This window comes from Oribacterium sp. oral taxon 078 str. F0263 (assembly GCF_000469565.1).
In the GTDB taxonomy this organism is placed as follows: domain Bacteria; phylum Bacillota; class Clostridia; order Lachnospirales; family Lachnospiraceae; genus Oribacterium.
The window spans coordinates 1-22,935 of record NZ_KI273105.1 but is presented as its reverse complement, the minus strand read 5'-3'; the positions used below and the strand labels follow the sequence as shown (position 1 = coordinate 22,935).

General features: G+C 58.7%; 21 protein-coding genes. All 21 read left to right on the top strand.

The window, feature by feature from the left end; all coding sequences use genetic code 11:
• Positions 1–17 precede the first annotated feature (17 nt).
• Positions 18–1,097 (top strand): ComEC/Rec2 family competence protein, encoded by a 1,080-nt coding sequence (locus HMPREF1986_RS04985; RefSeq protein WP_021773683.1) that lies wholly within the window; start codon positions 18–20, stop codon positions 1,095–1,097.
• A 323-nt stretch (positions 1,098–1,420) separates the two neighbouring features.
• Positions 1,421–2,347, top strand: coding sequence for a sugar phosphate nucleotidyltransferase (locus HMPREF1986_RS04980; RefSeq protein ID WP_036599406.1), 927 nt, complete (start codon positions 1,421–1,423; stop codon positions 2,345–2,347).
• A gap of 18 nt (positions 2,348–2,365) precedes the next feature.
• Complete coding sequence (locus HMPREF1986_RS04975) at positions 2,366–3,802, top strand: DUF5711 family protein (RefSeq protein WP_021773681.1); 1,437 nt, start codon at positions 2,366–2,368, stop codon at positions 3,800–3,802.
• A gap of 75 nt (positions 3,803–3,877) precedes the next feature.
• Positions 3,878–4,837: an ROK family glucokinase gene (locus HMPREF1986_RS04970; RefSeq protein WP_009213865.1), complete on the top strand. Its 960-nt coding sequence runs from the start codon at positions 3,878–3,880 to the stop codon at positions 4,835–4,837.
• Positions 4,838–4,942: 105 nt separating this feature from the next.
• Complete coding sequence (locus HMPREF1986_RS04965; RefSeq protein WP_021773680.1) at positions 4,943–7,423, top strand: endonuclease MutS2; 2,481 nt, start codon at positions 4,943–4,945, stop codon at positions 7,421–7,423.
• Between the two features lie 41 nt (positions 7,424–7,464).
• Positions 7,465–8,220, top strand: coding sequence for a response regulator transcription factor (locus HMPREF1986_RS04960; RefSeq protein ID WP_009213867.1), 756 nt, complete (start codon positions 7,465–7,467; stop codon positions 8,218–8,220).
• On the top strand, positions 8,217–9,632 hold the full coding sequence (locus tag HMPREF1986_RS04955) for an ATP-binding protein (protein ID WP_021773679.1): 1,416 nt from the start codon (positions 8,217–8,219) through the stop codon (positions 9,630–9,632). Before HMPREF1986_RS04960 ends, HMPREF1986_RS04955 begins: the two co-directional genes overlap by 4 nt.
• Positions 9,629–10,897 carry a S1C family serine protease gene (locus tag HMPREF1986_RS04950; protein WP_021773678.1) on the top strand — a complete coding sequence of 423 codons (1,269 nt, stop codon included), beginning with the start codon at positions 9,629–9,631 and terminating at the stop codon, positions 10,895–10,897. The genes HMPREF1986_RS04955 and HMPREF1986_RS04950 overlap by 4 nt, the downstream gene beginning before the upstream one ends.
• A gap of 32 nt (positions 10,898–10,929) precedes the next feature.
• Positions 10,930–11,892: a 3'-5' exoribonuclease YhaM family protein gene (locus tag HMPREF1986_RS04945; RefSeq protein WP_009213870.1), complete on the top strand. Its 963-nt coding sequence runs from the start codon at positions 10,930–10,932 to the stop codon at positions 11,890–11,892.
• A gap of 271 nt (positions 11,893–12,163) precedes the next feature.
• Positions 12,164–14,359: an anaerobic ribonucleoside-triphosphate reductase gene (nrdD, locus tag HMPREF1986_RS04940; RefSeq protein WP_036599403.1), complete on the top strand. Its 2,196-nt coding sequence runs from the start codon at positions 12,164–12,166 to the stop codon at positions 14,357–14,359.
• Between the two features lie 95 nt (positions 14,360–14,454).
• Positions 14,455–15,048 (top strand): anaerobic ribonucleoside-triphosphate reductase activating protein, encoded by a 594-nt coding sequence (gene nrdG, locus HMPREF1986_RS04935; protein WP_021773676.1) that lies wholly within the window; start codon positions 14,455–14,457, stop codon positions 15,046–15,048.
• The gene (locus tag HMPREF1986_RS12550) at positions 15,045–15,482 is read left to right on the top strand and encodes a hypothetical protein (protein WP_021773675.1); all 438 of its coding nucleotides are present in this window, start codon (positions 15,045–15,047) and stop codon (positions 15,480–15,482) included. The genes nrdG and HMPREF1986_RS12550 overlap by 4 nt, the downstream gene beginning before the upstream one ends.
• Positions 15,483–15,495: 13 nt before the next feature.
• Entirely contained in the window at positions 15,496–15,954 is a 459-nt protein-coding gene (locus HMPREF1986_RS04925; protein WP_021773674.1) for a hypothetical protein, read from the top strand.
• A gap of 73 nt (positions 15,955–16,027) precedes the next feature.
• On the top strand, positions 16,028–16,717 hold the full coding sequence (locus tag HMPREF1986_RS04920; RefSeq protein WP_021773673.1) for a histidine phosphatase family protein: 690 nt from the start codon (positions 16,028–16,030) through the stop codon (positions 16,715–16,717).
• Positions 16,718–16,961: 244 nt separating this feature from the next.
• Complete coding sequence (acpP, locus tag HMPREF1986_RS04915) at positions 16,962–17,192, top strand: acyl carrier protein (RefSeq protein ID WP_009213882.1); 231 nt, start codon at positions 16,962–16,964, stop codon at positions 17,190–17,192.
• Positions 17,193–17,278: 86 nt separating this feature from the next.
• Positions 17,279–18,178: an acetyl-CoA carboxylase, carboxyltransferase subunit beta gene (gene accD, locus HMPREF1986_RS04910; protein WP_021773671.1), complete on the top strand. Its 900-nt coding sequence runs from the start codon at positions 17,279–17,281 to the stop codon at positions 18,176–18,178.
• The gene (locus HMPREF1986_RS04905) at positions 18,175–19,098 is read left to right on the top strand and encodes an acetyl-CoA carboxylase carboxyltransferase subunit alpha (RefSeq protein WP_021773670.1); all 924 of its coding nucleotides are present in this window, start codon (positions 18,175–18,177) and stop codon (positions 19,096–19,098) included. Before accD ends, HMPREF1986_RS04905 begins: the two co-directional genes overlap by 4 nt.
• 43 nt (positions 19,099–19,141) lie before the next feature.
• Positions 19,142–20,212 (top strand): 3-oxoacyl-ACP synthase III family protein, encoded by a 1,071-nt coding sequence (locus tag HMPREF1986_RS04900; RefSeq protein WP_021773669.1) that lies wholly within the window; start codon positions 19,142–19,144, stop codon positions 20,210–20,212.
• Between the two features lie 9 nt (positions 20,213–20,221).
• Positions 20,222–21,133: a nitronate monooxygenase gene (locus HMPREF1986_RS04895; RefSeq protein WP_021773668.1), complete on the top strand. Its 912-nt coding sequence runs from the start codon at positions 20,222–20,224 to the stop codon at positions 21,131–21,133.
• Positions 21,134–21,176: 43 nt separating this feature from the next.
• Positions 21,177–22,121: an ACP S-malonyltransferase gene (locus tag HMPREF1986_RS04890; protein WP_021773667.1), complete on the top strand. Its 945-nt coding sequence runs from the start codon at positions 21,177–21,179 to the stop codon at positions 22,119–22,121.
• Positions 22,122–22,128: 7 nt separating this feature from the next.
• Positions 22,129–22,887, top strand: coding sequence for a 3-oxoacyl-[acyl-carrier-protein] reductase (gene fabG, locus HMPREF1986_RS04885; RefSeq protein WP_021773666.1), 759 nt, complete (start codon positions 22,129–22,131; stop codon positions 22,885–22,887).
• Positions 22,888–22,935 lie beyond the last annotated feature (48 nt).

The following is a 22,935-nucleotide window of genomic DNA, read 5'->3' as shown; positions in this document are numbered from 1 at the left end:
CAGGAGGTAAAGAATAGATGAAGAAAATGACGGGAAGACTTCTTTCGATCAGCGCAGCGCTCCTTCTCCTCACAAATTCCGTGACGGCGTTTGCGGAGCAGGGCAGCGCGAATATCGTCTCTGCAAGCTCCGTGCCGGAGAGTGCCCAGAGCGCCCAGGCGGGCTCGGGAGGGAGCGCATCGGAGGGAACGACGGAGAAGAAGTCCGCTCCGATCATCATGAATCAGGGGGTTCGGCAGAACAGCTACGAGCTCGGTCTCGGGGGAGCCACTGTCACCATGATTAAGGGAAAGGAGAGCGGACAGCAGCTCGCCATCGTGGTGAAGTCCAATGACGGGAGGATCATCGTCGTGGACGGCGGCTTCAAGACGAACGCCCCCTATCTCGGGGAGTATATCAAGGCAAACGGCGGAAAGGTCGCCGTCTGGCTTTTAACCCATCCCCATGTGGATCATGTGGGGGCACTGGATGTCATGCTGGAGCAGCAGAGGAGCGGAAACCCGAAGGACTTCGCGAAGATCGACCTCGGGGAGATCTACTACAGCTTCGCGCCGATGGATTTCTATAAGGCACATGAGCAGGAGTACCGGCTCCCGGTTATCCAGGAGAGCTATGACGATATCGCGGCTTATGACCAGAGCAAGGTCCACTACAATTCTCCCGCCGGCACAAGCTTCGATATCGGAAATGTCAACGTTCAGATCCTGAATCAGCCCTATCTCTTTGATATCGATACCGGGAACAACAGCTCGATCTGCTATATGCTCACGATCAACGGGAAGAAGATTCTCATCACCGGGGACCTCCCCTATGAGGCGGCGGAGCAGCTTCTGAAGGACCGCGGGGCCGCGGCTTTGAAGGCCGATGTCGTGCAGCTGGCTCATCACGGGCAGCACGGCGGCTCCTTCGCCTTCTACAGCGCAGTGGGAGCAAAGTACGCCCTCTGGCCGACACCGCAGTCCCTCTGGGATAAGCGGGACGAGGCCTTTACGGAGGACCAGCAGACCTATACCATCGCGCTGACCCGCCACTGGATGAATAAGCTCTCCGTAGAGCAGAACTTCGTCATGGCAGACGGCGACTGGACCTTCCGATAAAGGGACGCCCGATCCCGGGCCTATCCTCTTCTGACTGCGGCGCTCGAAGAGCTCTCTGCCGGGCCGAACTAAGCGGGAGAATCGGAAGTCGGAAAGGGCAGAGGAAGAAGACAGAAGGAGAAGAAAGAGCATACAGAGAAAGCCTCCCCGAAGCGGGGAGGCTTTTTGCCGGCTAAAAGAGAGAGCGGGGATCCGGCGTCATGCCCCTTCGGCGCTTTCGTCAGATGGACAAATCCGCTGAATTCAGCTATACTTTTCTCGAATACGAACTGCTTCCCGGCAGAGCACAGGGAGTTATCGGAAGGTCTTTCAAGGAGGATAGGATGAAGAAGACAGCACTTGTTATTATGGCGGCGGGGATCGGCTCCCGTTTCGGAGGCGGAATCAAGCAGCTTGCCAGACTGGGCCCCTCGGGGGAGATCATCATGGACTACTCTGTGCATGACGCTCTGGAGGCGGGCTTTGACAGGATCATCTTTATCATCCGAAAGGAGATTGAGAAGGACTTCCGGGAGATCATAGGGGACCGGATCGCGAAGGCAGCGGACTGCAGCTATGCCTTTCAGGAGACGACGATGCTTCCCGAGGGTTTTTCCCTCCCGGAGGGGAGGACGAAGCCCTGGGGGACCGCGCACGCCCTGATCCAGGTCCGGGAGCAGATCGACTGTCCCTTTGCCGTGATCAACGCGGATGACTTCTACGGCAGAGAGGGCTTTCACCTGATTCATGATTATCTCGTGGAGGAGATGGACGAGACGAAGCCCTATGCGGATATCTGCATGGCGGGCTATATCATCGGAAATACGCTCTCTGAGAACGGAAGCGTAAACCGCGGCATCTGCAAAATGGGGGCGGGCTCTTATCTCTCCGAGATTCAGGAGACCTATGACATCAAAAAGGGAGAGGACGGCGTGATCCGGGGCATCGATTTTGCGGGGAAGGAGGTCCTCGTTCCGGAGAAGGCCATCGTATCGATGAATATGTTCGGACTGCCGGAGAAATTCCTGGATACTCTGATCCGGAACTTCCCGGACTGGCTCCGGGAGCACGGGCAGGAGATGAAGTCGGAGTATCTTCTCCCGCAGGAGATCGACAGGCTGATGAGAGAGGGGAAGGCGAAGGTCCGCGTGCTGGAGGACCATGACCGCTGGTTCGGCGTGACCTACGCGGAGGACAAGGCGCTGGTTGAGCGCTCGATCCGGGAACTGGTAGAGGCCGGGGTATATCCGAGAGCGCTGTATCAGAACTAAGCGGGGGAAGAATCGCCTATGGCGGAGACGAACAGGGAGCGGAGAAAGCAGGAGCTTCGCAGGAGGATGCTGGACTTTGCGGCGCTGGAGGAGAGGGACCGGCAGAAGGAGTCCAGGGATAAGGAGAAGCGGAGGCAGCTGGCCGCGGGGGAGCGGAGATTTCGCGCGGTATGCTTTTTCTTTCTGGGACTTGTCCTTTTCCTTATCCTGCTGCTTTTTCTCCACTTTCTCCTCTATCGCTGCTACCGCCGAAGCTCTGTAAACTGGAGCAGGGATTTCCGGGCGGAGCGCCGGGATACGGACAATAATTATGAGAGCTATCTGCCCTATGGCGAGGGGATGCTCAGGATCACGAGGGATGGAGCGAGCTATCTCGGACTAAAGGGAAAGCAGCATTGGAATCAGGCCTTCGAAATGAATCAGCCCTTTGTCTCGGTAAACGGTGACTTTGCCGCAGTGGCGGAGCAGGGCGGAAATGCCATTTATATCATGGCCAAGTCCGGCCCCACGGGCTCCGCGAAGACGAGCCTTCCGATCACAAAGCTGACGGTCTCCGGGAAGGGCGTGGTCTACGCGGTCCTGGAGGACCGGAACGCAAGCTATATCAGCGTCTTTACGAAGGAGGGAAGAGCGCTCGACATCAGCATCAAGTCCGTATTGAAGGGGGACGGCTATCCTCTGGATCTCTCGGTCTCGCCGGACGGTACGGAGCTCATGGTTTCCTATGTTTTCCTGGAAAACGGCAGCCTGAAAAACAAGATCGTCTTTTATAATCTCTCGGAGGCCGGGAGGGACGCCGGCTCAAGCCGTGTGGTCGGAGGCTTTACGAACGGCCTCGAGGGACACCTTGCGGGGAGGGTTCATTTCTCCGATGCGGGACATGCGGAGGCCTTCCACGACGGCGGCATCCTCTTCTATTCGACAAAGCAGCCGTCCAGTCCGGTGGAGAAGGCCTCGGTGCAGGAGGAATCCACGATCCGGGCGATTGCCTGGGGGGACAGGGCGCTTGCGCTGATCACGGACAGCGGAAGATCCGAAGCGGAGAGCAGTGAGGAGAGCACGGATCCCTCTCAGGAGGAGAGCGGGACCCCGCAGGGAGAGGAAAGCAGCGCGGCGGAGACAGAGGGAAAGACGAAGGAAAGGGAAAAAGAGAAAGAAAAGGAAAAGAAGAAAAAGACGGAGCCCTATCGCCTGAAGGTCTATGATCTCGAGGGCAGGGAGCTTTTGGACCGGGGCGTTTCCCTCGGCGCCGAGGGGCTCTCCATAGACGGGGACAAGGTCTTTCTCTACCATGACACGGCGCTTTTGATCTATGATATCCACGGCAGGCTGCGCTTCCGGGGGGAGCTGGATCTCCCGATCGAGAGCGTGCGCGCGACATCCTCCTTCGGGCCCTTTGGAGGCAGCATTTTGGTGGGGAGCGACGGAATCCTGAAAAGCGTTCGGCTCCGTTGACGGCTTTTCGGGAGAGAGGGAGCGGACAAAGAGTATGAGAGAGGCGGATCATTTCGAGCAGATCGGAGAGGGTCTATGAATCAGTATTGTGTCGGAATCGATGTGGGGGGGACCACGGTAAAGTGCGGGATTTTCACCTATAACGGGCTTCTTCTGGATAAGTGGGAGGTACCCAGCCGAAAGGCGGAGAACGGCCGCTATATCCTCCCGGATGTGGCGGATGAGCTGAAGAAGCATCTCTCGGAAAAGACCATCGAGGAAGAAGATATCGCGGGGATCGGGATCGGTGTGCCGGGGCCGGTCGAGCCAAACGGATATGTGCATATCTGCGTGAATCTGGGCTGGGAGGACCGCTGGCCCGCGAAGGAGCTCAGAGAGCTTATGGGCGGGAGGATTCCCTGTGCCTGCGGGAATGACGCCAATGTGGCGGCGCTCGGGGAGATGTGGCAGGGCGGCGGCAGAGGGCACGAGAACCTACTCATGGTGACGCTCGGAACCGGAGTCGGAGGGGGACTTATCATGAACGGCCGCATCGTGACCGGGGCGCACGGCGCCGGGGGAGAGATCGGCCATATCCATGTGAGAGAGGAAGAGGAGGAGAGCTGCAACTGCGGAGGACGGGGCTGTCTGGAACAGGTCGCGAGCGCGACAGGCATCGTCCATGAGGCCCAGCGGAGGCTTTCCCGCCGGAAGGATCACTCAAAGCTCCGGGTCTACGGGAAGGCGCTCAGCGCGAAGGATGTCTTCGACTGCGCAAAGGAAGGGGACATCATCGCCCGGGAGACGGTGGAGTGCAGCATGCGCTATCTCGGCATCGTCCTCGCCCAGGTCTCGATGATCGCGGACCCCGAGGTCTATGTCATCGGAGGCGGCGTCTCGAAGGCGGGGAATTTCCTGCTCGAAATGCTCAGAAAGTATTACGAGGAGTATACGCCGATTCTGAAGCCCGAGCAGAAGGCGGAGATCATGCTGGCGACGCTCGGAAACGACGCCGGGATCTATGGCTGTGCCCGTCTGATGCTGGAAAACGATTAGGGAATCGGGCTGTGCCTTGCGGCTTTTGTTTGTTTGAACAGACTTCTCCGGCTTCTTTAAAGGAGAAGAGATATTGGGAGAAGGGATATCGCCGGAAAGAGCGGAATGAACGAAAAGGTATATCGGACACTGGAATTTCATAAGATTCTCTCGGCTCTCTCGGAAAGGGCGGACTCCGGGGAGGGAAAGAAGCTTGCGGAGGGACTTCGCCCCGCTTCGGAGTCTTCGGAGATCGAGAGCAGGCTGCAGGAGACGGAGGACGCGCTGGATCGGATCCGGCTCTATGGCCCTTTCCGCTTCTCCGGGCTCAGAGAGCTCTCCGCCTCTCTTAAGCGCCTGGAGATCGCGTCCTCCCTCTCGATCCCGGAGCTTTTGCAGTTTTCCGCGCTTTTGGATCTTACGGAAAGGGCGAGGAGCTACGGTAGAGCAGAGGAGAAGGCGGAAGAGAAAAGGGAAGAGAAGCGAAGCGGGAGCAGGGGACATTATACGAGAAATGCCGCAGAGAGAGCGGCGGAGGAGAGGGAGAAGAGGCAGCGGGAGGACAGCCTGATCGGATATTTCCGGGCCCTTCTTCCGCTTTCTCCGGAGAATCGGGAGCTCAAGAGATGCATCCTCTCGGAGGAGCAGATCGCGGATGACGCCAGCGCGGGACTTTCCTCCGTGAGGAGACGGATCCGCTCTTTGGAGGAGCAGATTCATTCTCAGCTTTCCTCCCTCCTTGCGAGCTCGCAGAAGATGCTCCAGGACTCCGTCATTACGATGCGGGACGGAAGATACTGCCTTCCGGTGAAGGCGGAATACAAGAGCTCCTTCCCCGGCATGATCCACGATCAAAGCTCGACCGGAGCGACGCTTTTCATCGAGCCTCAGAGCATCGTGAGGCGGAATAATGAGATCCGGGAGCTAAGGGCGGAGGAGAAGAGGGAGATCGAGAAGCTGCTGGAGAGGCTCTCTGCCTCCTTAAGCCCGCATACGGAGGGCCTTTCGGAGAATATTCGGCTTCTCTCGCATCTTGACTTCGTATTTGCAAAGGCAAAGCTTTCTCTGGGGATGAAGGCCGTGAGGCCGCACTTTTCCGAAAAGCGCGCTCTCTCCCTCCGGGAGGCGAGACATCCCTTGATCCCGGAGGACAGGGTCGTGCCGATCACGATCCGACTGGGCTCGGACTTCACGATGCTTGTGATCACGGGACCGAATACGGGAGGAAAGACAGTCTGCTTAAAGACGGCAGGGCTTCTCCAGCTCATGGGGCAGGCGGGGCTTTTCATCCCGGCGGCAGAGGGCTCGGAGCTCGCGCTTTTCCGGGAGATCTTCGCCGATATCGGGGATGAGCAGAGCATTGAGCAGAGCCTGTCCACCTTTTCCGCCCATATGAGCAATACGGTCCGCATCCTGCGGGAGGCGGATGAGGAGAGCCTCTGCCTCTTCGATGAGCTCGGCGCGGGGACGGATCCCACAGAGGGAGCGGCGCTCGCGATGGCGATCCTCCACTCTCTTCATGAGAGAGGGATCCGGAGCATTGCGACGACGCACTACGCGGAGATCAAGGTCTATGCCCTCTCTACGCCCGGCGTGGAAAATGCAGGCTGCGAGTTTGACTTAAACAGTCTGAGCCCTACCTACCGGCTCCTGATCGGTGTGCCGGGAAAATCCAATGCCTTTGCGATTTCCCGGAAGCTCGGACTCCCGGAGGAGATCATCGCGGACGCCGGGAGACGCCTGGAAGCGGGGGATGTGAAGCTTGAGGATGTGATCGCGAGCCTGGAGGAGAGCCGCATCACCGCAGAGCGGGAGAGGCAGGAGATTGAGCGCTACCGCGAGGAGATCGCAGAGTACAAGCGGAGGGCGAGAGAGTCCTCAAAGGGCGTCGAAAAGGGCCGGGACAAGATCTTAAACCGCGCGAGGGAGGAGGCCGCTTCGATCCTCGCGGAGGCGAAGGAGACGGCGGACTCCATCGTGAAGGAGCTCAGGAAGAGAGAGCAAAGCGGCGGCTCCACGCTGGAGGCGGAGAGGCTCCGATCCGGACTGAAGCAGGAGCTTCGGGAGCTGCAGGGCGAGCTCGGGAAGACGGAGAGAGCGAGGGGGCCGGCGAGGCCGCTCTCTAAAAATAAGATCAGGATCGGAGACATCGTGCGGGTGCTTCCCCTGAATCTGACGGCGCGGGTCTCCACTCTCCCGGACCGGGATGAGATGCTCTTTGTGACGGCGGGCATCATCCGGACGAAGGTCGCCCTGAAGGATCTGGAGCTTTTGCAGCGGGCCCCGGCTCTGCAGACGGAGTCCGGACAGAGAGGAGGACAGAAATCCTCCGGAGGGATGAGGGTGCAGAAGGCTCTTCGGATCTCTCCGGAGATCAAGCTGATCGGGAAAATGACGGCGGAAGCCATGCCGGAGCTCTCCAAGTATCTGGACGATGCCTGCCTCGCCCATCTCCCGGAGGTCCGCATCGTCCATGGGAGGGGAACGGGTGCCCTTCGGAATATGGTGCACAGCATGCTCCGGAAGGATCCGCATATCGAATCCTTCCGCCTCGGGGAGTACGGGGAGGGCTCGGACGGGGTGACGGTCGCCTATTTTAAGAAGTAGGGAGGATCGGAGGCGCGCTTTTTGCGAGAGAGGAGAGAAGCTTGACGGAGAAGCAGAGGATATTGATCGTGGATGATGACAGCTCTATTTCGGAGCTGATCTCCCTCTATCTGGAGAAGGAGTGCTTCGACACCCGCATGGTGGAGGATGGGGAGGAAGCGCTCCGGATCGTTCCCGAGTACCGGCCGGACCTCATCATCCTGGATCTGATGCTGCCCGGCATCGACGGATACGAGGTTTGCAGGAGGCTTCGTATGAGGTCCTCTGTGCCGGTCATCATGCTCTCCGCCAAGGGAGAGACCTTCGACAAGGTTCTGGGGCTTGAGCTCGGGGCGGACGACTATATGATAAAGCCCTTTGACTCCAAGGAGCTGGTGGCCAGGGTGAAGGCGGTGCTTCGGCGCTGCCCGAAGAAAAGAGGAGACGCCGCCCTCCCCGGGGAGAGCGCGGAGACCGTCCGAAGGGCGGAGCCGGAGGGAGGGCTTCGGAGCGGAAATTATATCGAGTACCCCGAGCTTATTATCAATCAGAGCAATTATTCCGTATTCTACCGGGGGAAGCCGGTGGAGATGCCTCCGAAGGAGCTGGAGCTCCTCTACTTTCTCGCGAGCTCTCCGAACCAGGTCTTTACGAGGGAACAGCTCCTGGACCATATCTGGGGCTATGAGTTCGCCGGAGATTCCCGCACGGTGGATGTCCACATCAAGCGCCTCCGGGAGAAGATCTCCGGAAACGGCGCCTGGGAGATCGCGACGGTCTGGGGGATCGGCTACAAATTCAGGACAGCGCAGGCATGAAGAGATCCTTCTACCTCAAATTTCTGCTCACCTACCTGGTCTTCGGGCTTCTGAGCTTTCTGATCAGCGCGCTCGCGGCCTCCCCGATGACGAAGCGCTATCTCTTCCGGGAGCAGGCGAACAACCTCTACTCGGAGGCGACGCTGATCGCGACCACCTATTCGGATCAGAACAAGGCGGGACTCTCCGAGGAGCTCATCAATGAGCAGATGAAGGCGGTCGCGGCCTTTCTCCGGGTGGACATCTGGCTTGTGGACAGGAAGGGACGGATCATCTCGGACTCTGACTCGGAGAAGCGGAAGGATCAGCAGATTCCGGATTTCGATGAGGCGATCCCGGGGGGAAGGCGCTGGACCATCGGGGACTACCGCGGGATGTTTTCTGAGGAGGTGCTCAGTGTGGCGGCCCCGATCACGAGGGAATATTTCACCGGAGGCTATGTGCTCATCCACCTCCCCTCCCGGGAGCTTCGGCGCTCGGAATCGGAGATTCTCGCGATCATCTACCGGACCAGTCTGATTCTCTTTCTGCTCTCCCTCCTCATCCTCCTCGTCTTTTACTTCATCGTATTCCGGCCGCTCCGCTCCATCACCACGGGAGCCATGAAATACGCCGCGGGGGATTACGCCTACCGGATCGAGGTGAAATCCCGGGACGAGATGGGGTATCTCGCGGAGACACTGAACTTTATGTCGGAGGAGATCGGAAAGGCAGACGAGTATCAGAGGCAGTTTATCGCCAATGTGAGCCATGATTTCCGCTCTCCGCTCACCTCCATCAAGGGCTATCTGGAGGCGATTCTCGACGGGACCATCCCGCCGGAGATGGAGCGGAAATATCTGCAGCGCCTGATCGTGGAGACGGAGAGACTGGAGAAGCTCACGGGCTCCCTCCTCTCCCTGAATTCCGTGGAGCAGAAGGGCTTTCTGATCCGGAGCAGCTTCGATGTCAATCAGGTCATAAAGTCAGTCTGCGAGAGCTTTGAGATGAGCTGTCAGAAGAAGAGGATCACCTTCGAGCTCACCTTCTCGGAGAAGCGGGAGCCGGTCTATGCGGACCACGCCAGGATACAGCAGGTGCTCTATAATCTGATCGACAACGCGCTGAAGTTCTCCGGGGAGAACTCCGTGATCGGGATTCGGAGCGGGCTTCGGGGCACAAAGGTCTTCGTCTCCGTGAAGGACAGCGGAATCGGGATTCCGAAGAAGGATCTGACGAAGATCTGGGATCGTTTTTATAAGACAGATCTCTCCCGGGGAAGGGACAAGCAGGGCACGGGGCTCGGACTTTCCATCGTAAAGTCCATCATTCACGCGCACGGCGAAAATATCGACTGTGTCTCTACGGAGGGGGTCGGGACGGAATTCACCTTCACGCTGACGGCGGCGGACCATGAGGACGGAGAATCATGAAAGAGAAAGACTTCATCAGGGAGAAAATCGTGGGTCGGAGAGCGGGGCGGGGAAAGCGCCTTCTCCGCCTTCTCATGCTCCTTTGCTCGGCCCTTTTGTTCGGCTTTGTCGCGGCCCTGGCCTTTGCGCTCTCGGAGCCCCGCCTCGCAAAGCTCTTTCGAACGGAGACTCCGGAGTCCGTAGAGCTGCAGTCGGAGGAGTCGAGTGAGGAGAGCAGGGAGGAGTCGAGCGAGGAGAGCAGGGAGGAGACGGAATCGGAGGCTCTGGAGAAGAGGATACGCACGGAGATCGAAAGCTATGATTTCCCGGTCTCCGCCTATGAGAGGATGATTTCCAATCTGAAAAAGGTCTCCTCGGATGCCGAGAAATCCCTGGCGGAGGTCCGAAGGAGGGAGAGCGGGACGGATTTCCTCGGGGAGAGCATGGATTCGGAGAACAGCTGGGCCGGCATCATCCTCGCAAAGACCGGAGATGAGCTCCTGGTCCTCTGCCCGATCGACGCGGTGCGGGAGGGAGGAAATCTGAGCATCTCCGTGCTCCGGGAGGAGGGGCATGAGGCCTCCGTGAAGGCGAGGGACAGGACGGATCGTCTCGCGATCCTCTCCGTTCCGATCGCTTCTCTGAGTGAAAAGGAACGGGAGGAGACAAAGGCGATCCCCCTCGGAAACTCCAGGCTCCTGCAAAGGGGAGACACTCTCCTCGCCATCGGAGCGCCCTCCGGCTTCCTCTATTCCTCCGCCCGGGGCCTGGTTTCCTACCTCTCCTACGACTATCCCTCGACAGACAGGACGGTGGAAAACATTCAGCTCAATCTGGAGCAGGAGGAGAAGCTCGGGACCTATCTCTTAAACAGCTCCGGAGAGCTCGTGGGGATCCTCTTCCCGGAGGGAGAGGGAGGAGGCGGCTACCATGAGATCCTCGGAATCTCGGATCTTGTGGGAAGCCTGGAGCGTCTCAGCAATGGAGAGCAGCTCCCCTACCTCGGCCTGAAGCTCCAGAAGGTGACGCCGGAGATGGAGCAAAGGGGGATCCCGAAGGGAATTTATATCAGAGGCTGCGAGGAGGGCTCCCCCGCCTTCCTCGCCGGGATACAGTCGGGCGATATCCTCTCGAAGCTGAATGAGGGAGGGATCGAATCCCCGCAGGACCTCCAGAAGATGATGAAGGAGCTTCACCCGGGAGAGAATGCGGAGCTTACCGTACTCCGCCAGAAGGGGCAGGGCTACCGCGAGATTTCCTTTCCGCTCTCTCTCGGGGAGCGCTGAAGCGGATGAGCCGTTAGGGAAGAGGATAAGAAATGAGATGGATTGAGAACTTTCACGATGGACTCCGTGTCTCCGATATCTACCTGGTGAAGGCGCGGAATGCGGCCCTGACAAAGAGCGGGAGAGAGTACCTGAACGTGACGCTCCAGGACCGGAGCGGGACGATCGACGCGAAGATCTGGGAGCCGAATTCCCCCGGGATCCATGAGTTTGAGATCATGGACTATGTGCATGTAGAGGGGAATGTCACCATCTATAACGGCGTGAATCAGCTCAGCATCCAAAGGCTCTCCGTCGCGGAGGAGGGCCAGTACGACCCGAGGGACTATCTTCCGGTCTCCGGGAGGGGGCTGAAGGAGATGCAGCAGGAGCTGATTCGATACATTCACTCTCTCCGGGAGCCCAGGCTCCGGGAACTTCTGGAGACGCTCTTCCTGAAGGATGCGGCCTTTCTCCGGGAATTCACTCTGCATTCTGCGGCGAAGGCGGTGCACCACGGCTATGTGGGGGGGCTCATCGAGCACACGCTCTCCGTCGCCTCCATCTGCGACTTCTACGCGGGGCATTATCCGGATCTGAACCGGGACCTCCTCGTGAGCGCGGCGCTCTGCCACGACATCGGAAAGGTGCGGGAGCTCACGCCCTTCCCCAGAAATGATTACTCCGATGAGGGGCAGCTGCTCGGGCACATCGTCATCGGCTATGAGATGGTGATGCGGGCCGCCCGGAGCATAGAGGATTTCCCGGAGCCCCTTCTGACGGAGCTTGGACACTGCATCCTCTCTCACCACGGGGAGCTCGCCTATGGCTCTCCCAAAAAGCCCGCGCTCATGGAGGCGCTCGCGCTCTCCTTCGCCGATAATGCGGACGCGAAGCTGGAGACTATGCGGGAGGCTCTGGATGCGGCGGAAAAGTCCGGAAAGAGTACGGAGGGCGGGGGCTGGATCGGCTACAACCGCTTTCTCGAGACGAACCTTCGGCGGACAAAGCCGTGAAGAGGAAGCTGTCCGCGCCGCCGGATTTTGCCATAGGAAAGTTTTAGAACGCCGGGGGCTTTCCTTTTTGCCGGCTTTGTCGTATAGTAGGGAGGCAGGAGAGAAACACAATATATAGAGCTGATTGACAGAAATATCACTATATTTTGTAAGAATGCGAGCTCGAAATCCTGCGGGGACGCGGGGTTTCGGGCTTTTTGCCGCTCCGGGATATTCCCGGAGGAAAAGGAAAAAAGGGACAGAGCAGGAAAGAATCAGGAGGGAAGGGCAAATGGCAGCGGAGCTTTTGATCAGGACAAATGTCATCAAGAGAAACGGGCAGGAGGTCAAATTCGATATCCAAAAGATTGTGAATGCGATTCAGAAGGCGAATCACGAGGTGGCTCCGGTCCATCAGATGAACGAGTATCAGATTCGCGGCGCCGCGGAGAAGGTCGCGGGCCAGATCGGAAGCTCGAAGCACGCCGTGAATGTCGAGGACATCCAGGATATGGTGGAGACCGCCATTATGGAGATGCGCGGCTATGAGGTCGCGCAGAAGTATGTCCGCTACCGCTATAAGAGGGAGCTTGCGAGAAAGTCCAATACGACGGACGATGAGATCCTCTCCCTGATCGATCAGGCCAATGAAGAGCTGAAGCAGGAGAACTCGAACAAAAATCCGGTCATCAATTCCACGCAGAGAGACTATATGGCGGGGGAGGTCTCCCGGGATCTCACGAAGCGGCTCCTGCTTCCGGAGGACATCGTAAAGGCGCACGAGGAGGGCGTGATCCACTTCCACGACTCCGATTACTACGCGCAGAAGGAGCATAACTGCGATCTCATCGACCTGGAGGATATGCTGCAGAACGGGACGGTAATCAGTGAGACCATGATCGAGAAGCCCCACAGCTTCTTCACGGCCTGCAATGTGACGACGCAGATCGTCGCCCAGGTCGCTTCGAATCAGTACGGCGGGCAGTCCTTCACACTCGCGCATCTTGCGCCCTTTGTAGATGTCTCCCGCAGGAAGATCCGCGCCTCGGTGATCGCCGAGCGGACGGACTGCGGGGAGCCCCTGACGGAGAGCATCATCGAAAAGATCGTGGAGCGGAGACTCTCCGAGGAGATCAAGAGCGGGATTCAGACCATCCAGTATCAGCTGATTACATTGATGACCTGCAACGGGCAGGCGCCGTTTGTCACGATGTTTATGTATCTGGATGAAGCGCCGGAGGGAAAGACCAGGGATGATCTCGCCCTCATCATCCGGGAGGTGCTTTTACAGAGGATGCAGGGTGTAAAGAACGAGAGGGGGGTCTGGATCACGCCGGCCTTCCCGAAGCTCATCTATGTGCTGGACGAGGACAATATCTCCGAGAGCTCCCCCTACTGGGAGCTGACCCGGCTCGCCGCCCGCTGCACGGCAAAGCGCATGGTGCCGGACTATATTTCGGCGAAGAAGATGAAGGAGTATAAAGGCGGCGATGTCTATCCCTGCATGGGCTGCCGCTCCTTCCTGACACCGGATACGGAGGGACTCGGGAAGGATGGAAAGCACAAGTATTACGGGAGATTCAACCAGGGCGTCGTCACCCTGAACCTCGTGGATGTCGCCTGCTCCGCCCAGGGCGAGATGGATCGCTTCTGGGAGCTTCTGGATGAGCGCCTGGAGCTTTGCCACCGGGCACTCCGTCTCCGCCACGAGAGACTGCTCGGGACCCTCTCCGATGTCGCGCCGATCCTCTGGCAGCACGGCGCGCTCGCGAGACTGAAGAAGGGGGAGACGATCGACAGACTCCTCTTCGGAAATTATTCCACAATCTCTCTGGGCTATGCGGGACTCTATGAGATGTGCGTCCGCATGCTCGGAAAATCCCATACCACGGAGGAGGGGAGAGAGTTCGGGCTCAAGGTCATGCAGAGGCTCAATGACAAGTGCAGCGAATGGAGAGAGGCGGAGAACATCAGCTACTCGGTCTACGGCACGCCGATGGAGTCCACGACCTATAAGTTCGCGAAGGCATTGCAGAAGCGCTTCGGACATATTCTGGGCGTCACCGACAAAAACTATATTACGAACAGCTATCACGTCCATGTCTCGGAGAAGATCGACGCTTTCTCGAAGCTCAAATTCGAGGCGGATTTCCAGAAGCTCTCCCCGGGCGGCGCGATCAGCTATGTCGAGGTCCCGAACATGCAGAACAATATCCCGGCGGTGCTCTCGCTCATGAGATTTATCTATGAAAATATCATGTATGCGGAGCTCAATACCAAGTCGGACTACTGCGCCTGCTGCGGCTATGACGGGGAGATCCGGATCATCGAGGACAGCTACGGGAAGCTGATCTGGGAGTGCCCGAACTGCGGAAACCGGGATCAGGAGAGGATGTCCGTCGCGAGGAGGACCTGCGGCTATATTGGGACACAGTTTTGGAATCAGGGGAGGACCCAGGAGATCAAGGACAGGGTGCTGCACCTGTGAGCGGAATCGGGCGGAATCAGGCCGTTTTCCCTTGATAAAATCCGGAAAAATGGATAGAATCAAGGGGACGGGTGAGGAGTGAGACCGGAGGCGGGATGAATTACGCGGGGATCAAGGAGTTTGATATCGCGGACGGGCCGGGAGTCCGGCTCAGTCTCTTCGTCTCGGGCTGCCCGCATCACTGCCCCGGCTGCTTCAACGAGGAGACCTGGGATGAGAACTTCGGGAAGCCCTTTACGGAAAAGACGAAGGAGCATATCCTGACTGCCCTCGAAAATCCGGTCTATCAGGGGCTCACGCTCCTCGGGGGAGAGCCTCTCTATCCCAAAAACCAGACGGGGCTTCTTCCGCTCGTCCGGGACTTTAAGAGGCGCTTCCCGGAGAAGGATCTTTGGTGCTTTACGGGCTACCTCTACGATCGGGATATCCTCGGTTGGATGTGGGAGGAACTCCCGGAGACAAAGGAGCTCCTCCGGGCGATCGATGTGCTGGTGGACGGGCCCTTTATCCTTGCGAAAAAGGATCTCTCCCTCCTCTTTAAGGGCTCCTCCAATCAAAGGACGATCGATGTGAGAAAATCCCTTGCGGAGGGGCGGATCGTGTGCTGGGACCCGGGGGAGACCTCCATGGCGGGGAAGACAGGGATCCCGGGGAAGCCCGCTTCAGACGGGGAAGGAGAATCATCATGAGAAAGAGACGGTCCATATTCCGGTTTTTATCTGTTCTGGCCGCATCCTCCCTTTTGCTTTGCTCCCTTTCCTGCGGGAAACGGGAGACAGGGAAGGATGAGACGGCCTCTTCTTCTGTGACAGAAGCTTCGAAAGAGGGAGGAGAGAGCGCTGTGTCAGAAAGCGGGGGAGAGGAATCCTCTGCGGGCTCGGAAAAGGCATCCGCTCCCGCCGAGGAGAGCCGGAAGCCGGAGGGGAAGAGCATCAGCGGCACGGTGCGGGACGGCTCCATGAACAGCGTCGTGATCGACGGCGAGGATGGAAAAAGCTATAATTTATCGCTGGATGATGATACGGACAGGAGCGCTCTCTCAGAGGGCATTGTGATCGGAAAGCGAATCCGCGCCGTTCTCTCGAAAGAGGGGCGCGTGGAAAAGCTGGAGGATATCAATTAGCTAGGAGGAAGGCATGATACGGATTCCCAAGCGCCTTATGCGCCTTATTTTCGGGGGGATTGCCGCAGCGCTCCTCCTGCTTCTTTTCTTTTTCCTGATCTGTCCCCTCGCAAATGACGGGGCGGCGAAGCGGAATCTCCGGAAGGTGGAGGCGCTTCCTCTCCCGGAGGGGGCGGAGAAGCTGGAGAGCTACAGCGCCTCCGGTCATCTTCTCGGGAGGGGCAACGGCATGCAGTATCTCGGCCTCATCCTTCTCAGAAGCGCGCAGAGCGAAGAGGAGCTGAAGCTCTATTACGCCGCCCTCTCAAAGACGGGGGAGCAGTACAATGTCGCCGCGCAGACGGGGAGAGAGCTTGCGATCCTCCCCGGGAGGAAGCATCATTTCAAGACGGATATCTCCGGAGGGGACTGCTATATCGTCTATCTCTGGGGAGGGCGAAACGGCATCTTCGAGGCGCTGGATCCGAGGTAGAATATCAGGGTAGTCCGATTGGGAGCTTTAGGCCGATACGGAGCGAAGGGATATAGAAACGGAGTCGGAAGGGATGGAAATCTATCTGATACGGCATGGGGAGACGGAGTGGAACCGGAGGAGGCGTCTGCAGGGGAGGTCCGACATCCCTCTCAATGATACCGGACTTGCGGAGGCGAGGAAGGCGGAGAGGAATATCCGGGAGCTTTCCTTTGACCGGATTATCCACAGCCCCCTTCTTCGCGCAAAGCGGACGGCGGAGATTCTCCGGGGGGAGCGGAGCTGTCCCATCGAGGCGAACAGGCTTTTGACGGAGCTTTCCTTCGGGATCGGAGAGGGGATTCAGCTCTACGAGACGAAGCGGGGCTTTCCCGGGGAGAGGCTTGAGAGATCGGAGGCGGAGGAACGGGACTGGCGGGAAAAGAAGGAGCTTCGGGAGCGCCTGCTCGGCTTTTTCGAGGAGCCCGAAAACTATATTCCGGTCGAGGGCGCGGAATCGATCGCTGCGATCAAGGAGAGGGCCGCTTCCTTTCTCGAGGAGGAGATCCTGCCGAGAGAGGGGATGGAGGAGCGCCTCATGCTGGTCTCCCACGGAGGCATGATCCGGGCCTTTCTCTCCGTCCTTCTGGACCTTTCGGACAAGGACTTTTGGAATGGAAGGGTTTCTCCGAACTGCGGGGCCACGATCCTGGAGCTTCAGAACGGGAAATTCACATTGAGAGAGCGGAGAAATCTCGTCACGGGGGAGATCCTTCCGCTTTGAAATACAAAAGAGGAGAGAAGAGTCTCTGCCCTTGCATCGATGCAGGGGCAGAGGCTTTTTTTATTTTTATCCGGCTCTCAGAGGAAATTCCCGGGGGCTGCTTTTGAGATAATGCTTGACAGCGGCGCAGGATGTGATATGATTTGCTTCGAAAAATTTATTTAAAAAATTTTAAGTGATATTCCGAAAAGGGAGAGTCTTCACTTAATCAGGCGGGCCGGGAATCGGCCCGGAGGAGAAGAATATGGACTTTGAGAGATTAAAGGAAATCATCGTGGATACGCTGGCCTGTGATGAGGATAAGGTGAAGCCGGAGGCGGATCTGATCAAGGATCTGGAGATCGACTCCCTCTCCCTGGTAGAGCTTCACATGGCGCTGGAGGATGAGCTCGGGGTCTCCATCCCGGATGGAGAGATCGGAAAGCTCCACACCGTGCAGGATGTTTACGACTATCTCCAGAAGGCGAAGGCATAAGGTTCGGAGGAAGCGAAGGAATGGGCGCGCGCTTTGCGGCGCCCATTCCTGAATCTTGCGGTTTGGTCCGCTTCTCAGGAGGCAATATGAAATCACCCATTACTTCCCTATATGAGCTGGTCAAGGACAGGGAGCTCAGAAACCGCGCGTATAAGGACACGATCAGCGCGTCCCAGTCGGTGAAGATTCCGGCGGGCTTCATCAGCTGCAGAAAGTGCAGCAGGAGATCTCTGAGAAGCCGCTGGGAGGAGAACTTTTATATCTGCCCGATCTGCGGCTCCTACAGCCCGATCGGCGCCTATTACCGGCTGAAGCTCATCCTCGATCCCGGGAGCTTTCATGAGCTGGACAAGGATCTTTGCGCGGGAGATCCGCTGGACTTTCCGGACTACGGGGAGAAGATCGCGGCACAGGAGAAGAAGACCGGTCTGAAGGAGGCTGTCGTCTCCTGCTGTGGGAAGATCGGCGGCATCGATCTGACCGCGGTCGTTCTGGACAGCCGCTTTTTCATGGGATCCATGTCCCGCGCCGTCGGGGAGAAGGTGACCCGGGCAGTGGAACACGCGGATCAAAAGGGGCAGCCGCTCATCATTTTCTCCGCGAGCGGCGGGGCGAGGATGCAGGAGGGGATCTACAGTCTCATGCAGATGGCGAAGACCTCCGCTGCGATCGAGCGCTTCTCGGAGCACGGCGGCTTCTACATCAGCTTCCTGACGCACCCAACGACCGGGGGAGTGACGGCGAGCTTTGCGACGCTGGGGGATATCACGCTCGCGGAGCCGGGCGCCCTGATCGGCTTTGCGGGGCCGAGGGTCATAGAGCAGACCATCAATGCGAAGCTCCCAAAGGGCTTTCAGCGGAGTGAATACCTGCTGGAGCATGGCTTTTTAGACAGGATCGTGGAGCGGAGGGAGATGAGGGAGATACTGCTTCGGCTCTTAGAGCTCCACAGAGCGGAGGGAGCGCAGGGGGGTGAGAAGGCATGATGATAAAGGACATTCTCAGCGAGCTGGAGCGGACGGAGCGGGAGCTCGAGACCCTCTCGGAGCGGAAGGAAGGAGAGAGCGGGGAGGAGATGCGGAGTCTCGGGACCTCGAGGGAGGAGCTTCTTCAGAAGCTGAAGAGGCTTGAGCCCGGGGATCGGGTCTTCCTCGCGAGGCATCCGAAGCGCCCCCATATCGAGGACTTCATCGCGGCGCTTTTTACGGATTTTTTTGAGCAAAGAGGAGATCATCTCTTTGACGAGGACCGGGCGGTCTATGGCGGCATCGCCCGCTTCCACGGGCGGCCCGTGACGGTGCTCGGCACGCGGAAGGGGCGGACGGTCCAGGAGAATATGGAGTGCAATTTCGGCATGCCTCGGCCGGAGGGCTACCGGAAGGCGCTTCGCATCATGCGCCAGGCGGAGAAGTTCGGGCGCCCGATCTTAAGCTTCATCGATACGCCGGGGGCCTATCCCGGACTGGAGGCAGAAGCACACGGGCAGGGAGAGGCGATCGCGAAGAATCTCGCGGCCATGAGCTCCTTCCACGTCCCCATCCTCTCCCTCGTCACGGGGGAAGGGAACTCGGGAGGGGCTCTCGGGATCGGGGTCTCGAACAAGATCCTCATGCTGGAAAATGCGGTCTACTCCGTTCTGAGCCCGGAGGGCTTTGCGACGATTCTCTGGAAGGATGCCTCCCTCTCCGGGGAGGCCGCGAAGGTGATGAAGCTCACGGCGGAGGATCTCCTCCGGGCCGGGGTCGCGGACAGTGTCATCCCGGAGCCCGTCGGAGGGGCGCAGCGCGACCCGGAGCAGCTCTACCAGAGCATGGACAGGGCGATCTCTCAGGCACTCTCTTCCTTCCGGGGGATGAGTCCCTCGGAGATCCGGGAGCAAAGATTTGAGAAGTACAGGGCGATCTGATGCGGAGACGGAAGACAGAGGAGAGGGGACAGAAGAGGACGGAATGGACGGACTGAAGATAATAGCGCTCGGCTCCGCACTGCCGGGTCGGCTCGTCTCAAATGATGAGCTCTCGCATTATGCGGACACGAGCGATGAGTGGATTTTTCCGAGGACCGGCATCCACGACCGGTATTTCTGTGAAAAGGAGGAGAGCGCGATGACGCTCGCCGGCCGGGCGGCGCGGGCGGCCCTCGGAAGATCCGGCATCGATCCCTCGGAGCTCGGCGCTGTCGTGGTGGCGACGATGTCCGCGGACTTTGCGACACCGAGCCTCGCCTGCCTTGTGGCGCGGGAGCTGGGGTGCCCGGAGACGATCCCGGCCCTGGATCTCAATGCCGCCTGCAGCGGCTTTGTCTATGGACTCGAGGTCGCAAGGGGACTGCTTCTCGGAAACGGGGGCCGTTATGCGCTTTTGATCGGGACGGAGCAGCTCTCCCGTCTCTTAGATCTCTCTGACCGGACGACCTCCATCCTCTTCGGGGATGGTGCGGGGGCCGCGGTCCTCGAGCGGAGCGCGGCCTCGGTCTATGAGAGCTTCCTCGGATCCCGGGGGGATGCGTCGATCCTCGCGCCGGGGACCTATACGGGGGCCTTCGACGGCTTTTATTCCGACGGGACGGAGGATGAGAGCGTGCTTGGGAGCGGAGTCACCGCGGGGAAGCATCAGAAGGTAGATCACATGCTGATGGACGGGAAGTCGGTCTTCCTCTTCGCGATCGATATCGTGCCCCGCTGCATCGAGGAGATCCTGAAAAAGAGCGGGAGGACGATGGAGGAGATCGCCCATGTGGTCTGCCATCAGGCCAACAGCCGCATCATACGAAATGTCGTCCGCCATATGAAGGCGGATTCCGGAAAGTTCTTTGAGGATATGGAGCACTACGGGAATACCAGCGGGGCCTCGATTCCGCTCGCGCTGGATGACATGAGAGAGAGGGGCCTGCTTCAAAGAGGGGAAGAGCTCATCCTCGTGGGCTTTGGCGGAGGGCTCACCTGGGCTTCTGCGATCCTTTGCTATGAACCTCCGCTGCCGAAGGATCCAAAAGGGGAGACGGGAACAGAAAGGAAATAGAAAAGGAATATGGAAAAGAAACGCTTAAATGAGATACTCGGGATTCGCTATCCCATCATTCAGGGCGGCATGGCCAATATCGCAACCGGGGAATTCGCGGCGGTCTGTTCTGAGGCAGGGGCACTGGGGCTGATCGGCTCCGGCGGAATCCGGAGCGCGGAGGAGCTCAGGAGGCAGATCCATATTCTGAGAGAGAGGACGAAGAAGCCCTTCGGCGTCAATCTGATGCTCATGAATCCGGAGACGGAGAAGATGGTGGATATCGTCTGCGAGGAGAAGGTCCCGGTGGTCACGACCGGCGCGGGAAATCCGGGAGCCTATATGGAGAGATTCAAGGCCGCCGGAATCCTGGTGATTCCGGTCGTGGCGGCTCCGATTCTCGCAAAGCACCTGGAGCGGATCGGGGCGGACGCGGTCATTGCGGAGGGCTGTGAGAGCGGAGGGCACATCGGAGAGATGACGACGATGACCCTGATCCCGCAGACGGTCGATGCGGTGGATATCCCGGTCATAGCGGCGGGCGGCATCGCGGATCATCGGCAGATGCAGGCCGTTCTCACGCTTGGGGCCTGCGGGGCGCAGATCGGCACCGCACTTCTTGCGGCAGAGGAATGTCCGATTCATGAAAACTATAAGGAAGCGGTTCTGAAGGCGCAGGGCTCCGATACCATCGTGACCGGGAGAATCGGGGGGACACCGGTGCGGGTTCTCAAGAATCAGATGAGCCGCGAGTATGTGAAGAGGGAGAAGGCCGGAGAGGACAGGATGGAGCTCGAGAAATTCACGCTTGGCTCTCTCCGAAGGGCGGTCTTCGAGGGCGATACGAAGAACGGATCGCTCATGGCGGGACAGAGCTGCGGACAGCTGAAGGAGATCCGACCGGTGTCAGAGATCCTGGCGGAGATCTGCCGGGGGATTTGAGTGAGAGCGCGCTATCAGGCGGCGGGGACAGAGGAGGAGAGAGATGAGCATCGCATTTTTATACGCCGGGCAGGGCAGTCAGCACGCGGGGATGGGAAAGGACCTCTATGAGAGCTATCCGGAATTTCGGGAGGTCTATGAGGGCATAGAGCTACCATTCGACCTTCGCCGCCTCTCCTTTGAGGACCCGGAGGGACTCATTCATGAGACGAAGTATACGCAGCCGGCCCTCGTCGCCTTCGCCTGCGGCGTGACGGCGATCCTCCGCGGCATGGATTTTCGCGCGGATTATGCGGCAGGGCTCTCCCTCGGGGAATATTCCGCTCTCAGCTATGCGGGATCCATTGACGCAAGGACCGCGGTTCAGCTTGCGGCCTTTCGGGGAGATGCGATGCAGAGGGCCTCGCAGGGCCTCGCCTGCGGGATGAGCGCGGTCCTCGGCCTTCCGGAGGAGAAGCTTTCGGAGGCCTGTGAAAGGGCCTCCGAAAAGGGACTGGTCTCTATCTGCAATTATAACTGCCCGGGGCAGCTTGTGATCGGCGGAGAGAGCGAGGCCGTGGAGGAGGCGGGACGGATCGCCCTGGAGCTCGGGGCAAAGAGAGTAATCCCTCTCAAGGTCTCCGGCCCCTTTCACACCGCTCTTATGAAGAGCGCGGGGGATGCGCTCTCTGAATATTTCAAAAAGATCCATTTTAAGACGCCGGAATGCACGGTCCTCTACAATTTTCTCGGAAGAGAGAGGAGGGAAGGCGATCCGGAGATACCGGAGCTTCTCATCGAGCAGGTGCAAAAGCCGGTCCGAATGGAGAGCATTCTTCGGGAGCTCCTCGGAAAGGGAGTCCGGAGCTTCTATGAGATCGGCCCGGGGAAGACCCTCTCCGGCTTTGTGAAAAAGACCGCAAAGGCCATGGAGATCGAAGGGGTCGAGATTACTTCGCTGGAGACCGCGGAGGAGATCGAAGCGCTGAGAGAAAGGATGAGGGGATAAGGAGAAGATGGAGCAAAGAGAAGAGAGGCGGAAGCTCAGCCTTGTGAGCGGTGCGAGCTCCGGGATCGGGAGAGCGATCGCGGTCCGCGAGGCGAGGGCGGGAAGAAATCTGCTGATAAACTATGCGGGAAATGAGGAGGGGGCGAAGGAGACGGAGCGCCTCATTCATGAGGCTGCGCCGGAGGCAGAGGTCCTGCTCTTTCGGGCGGATGTCTCGGAGGAAGAGGCGGTTAAGGAGATGGTCGATGCGGCGGTCGAACGCTTCGGTGCGATCGATGTCCTCGTGAACAATGCCGGAATCACAAGAGATAATCTCCTTCTTCGGATGAGCGCGGAGGACTTCGACAGCGTCCTTCGCATCAATCTCCGGAGCGTCTTTCTCCTCTCTAAATATGCCGGGAAATACATGCTGAAGAAAAGAAGCGGCCGGATCATAAATATCTCCAGCGTCGTCGGCCTCCATGGAAATATCGGACAGGTCAACTATGCCGCGTCCAAGGCGGGGATCATCGGCATCACGAAGACTCTTGCGAGGGAATACGCCGGGAGAAATATCACAGTCAACGCCGTGGCCCCCGGTTTCATCGAAACCCGCATGACCGAGACACTGCCGGAAAAGATCAAAGAAAGCATGCTCTCGGAAATCCCCCTCGGACGCTTCGGAAAACCGGAAGACATCGCAAACGCCGTCAACTTCCTCGCCTCCGACGAAAGCTCCTACATCACCGGCCAGATACTCCTGATCGACGGTGGAATGAGAGCGTAGGCGTTTTTCTTTCAGAAAAACGCCGGAGCGAGTTGGCACAGTGCTAAG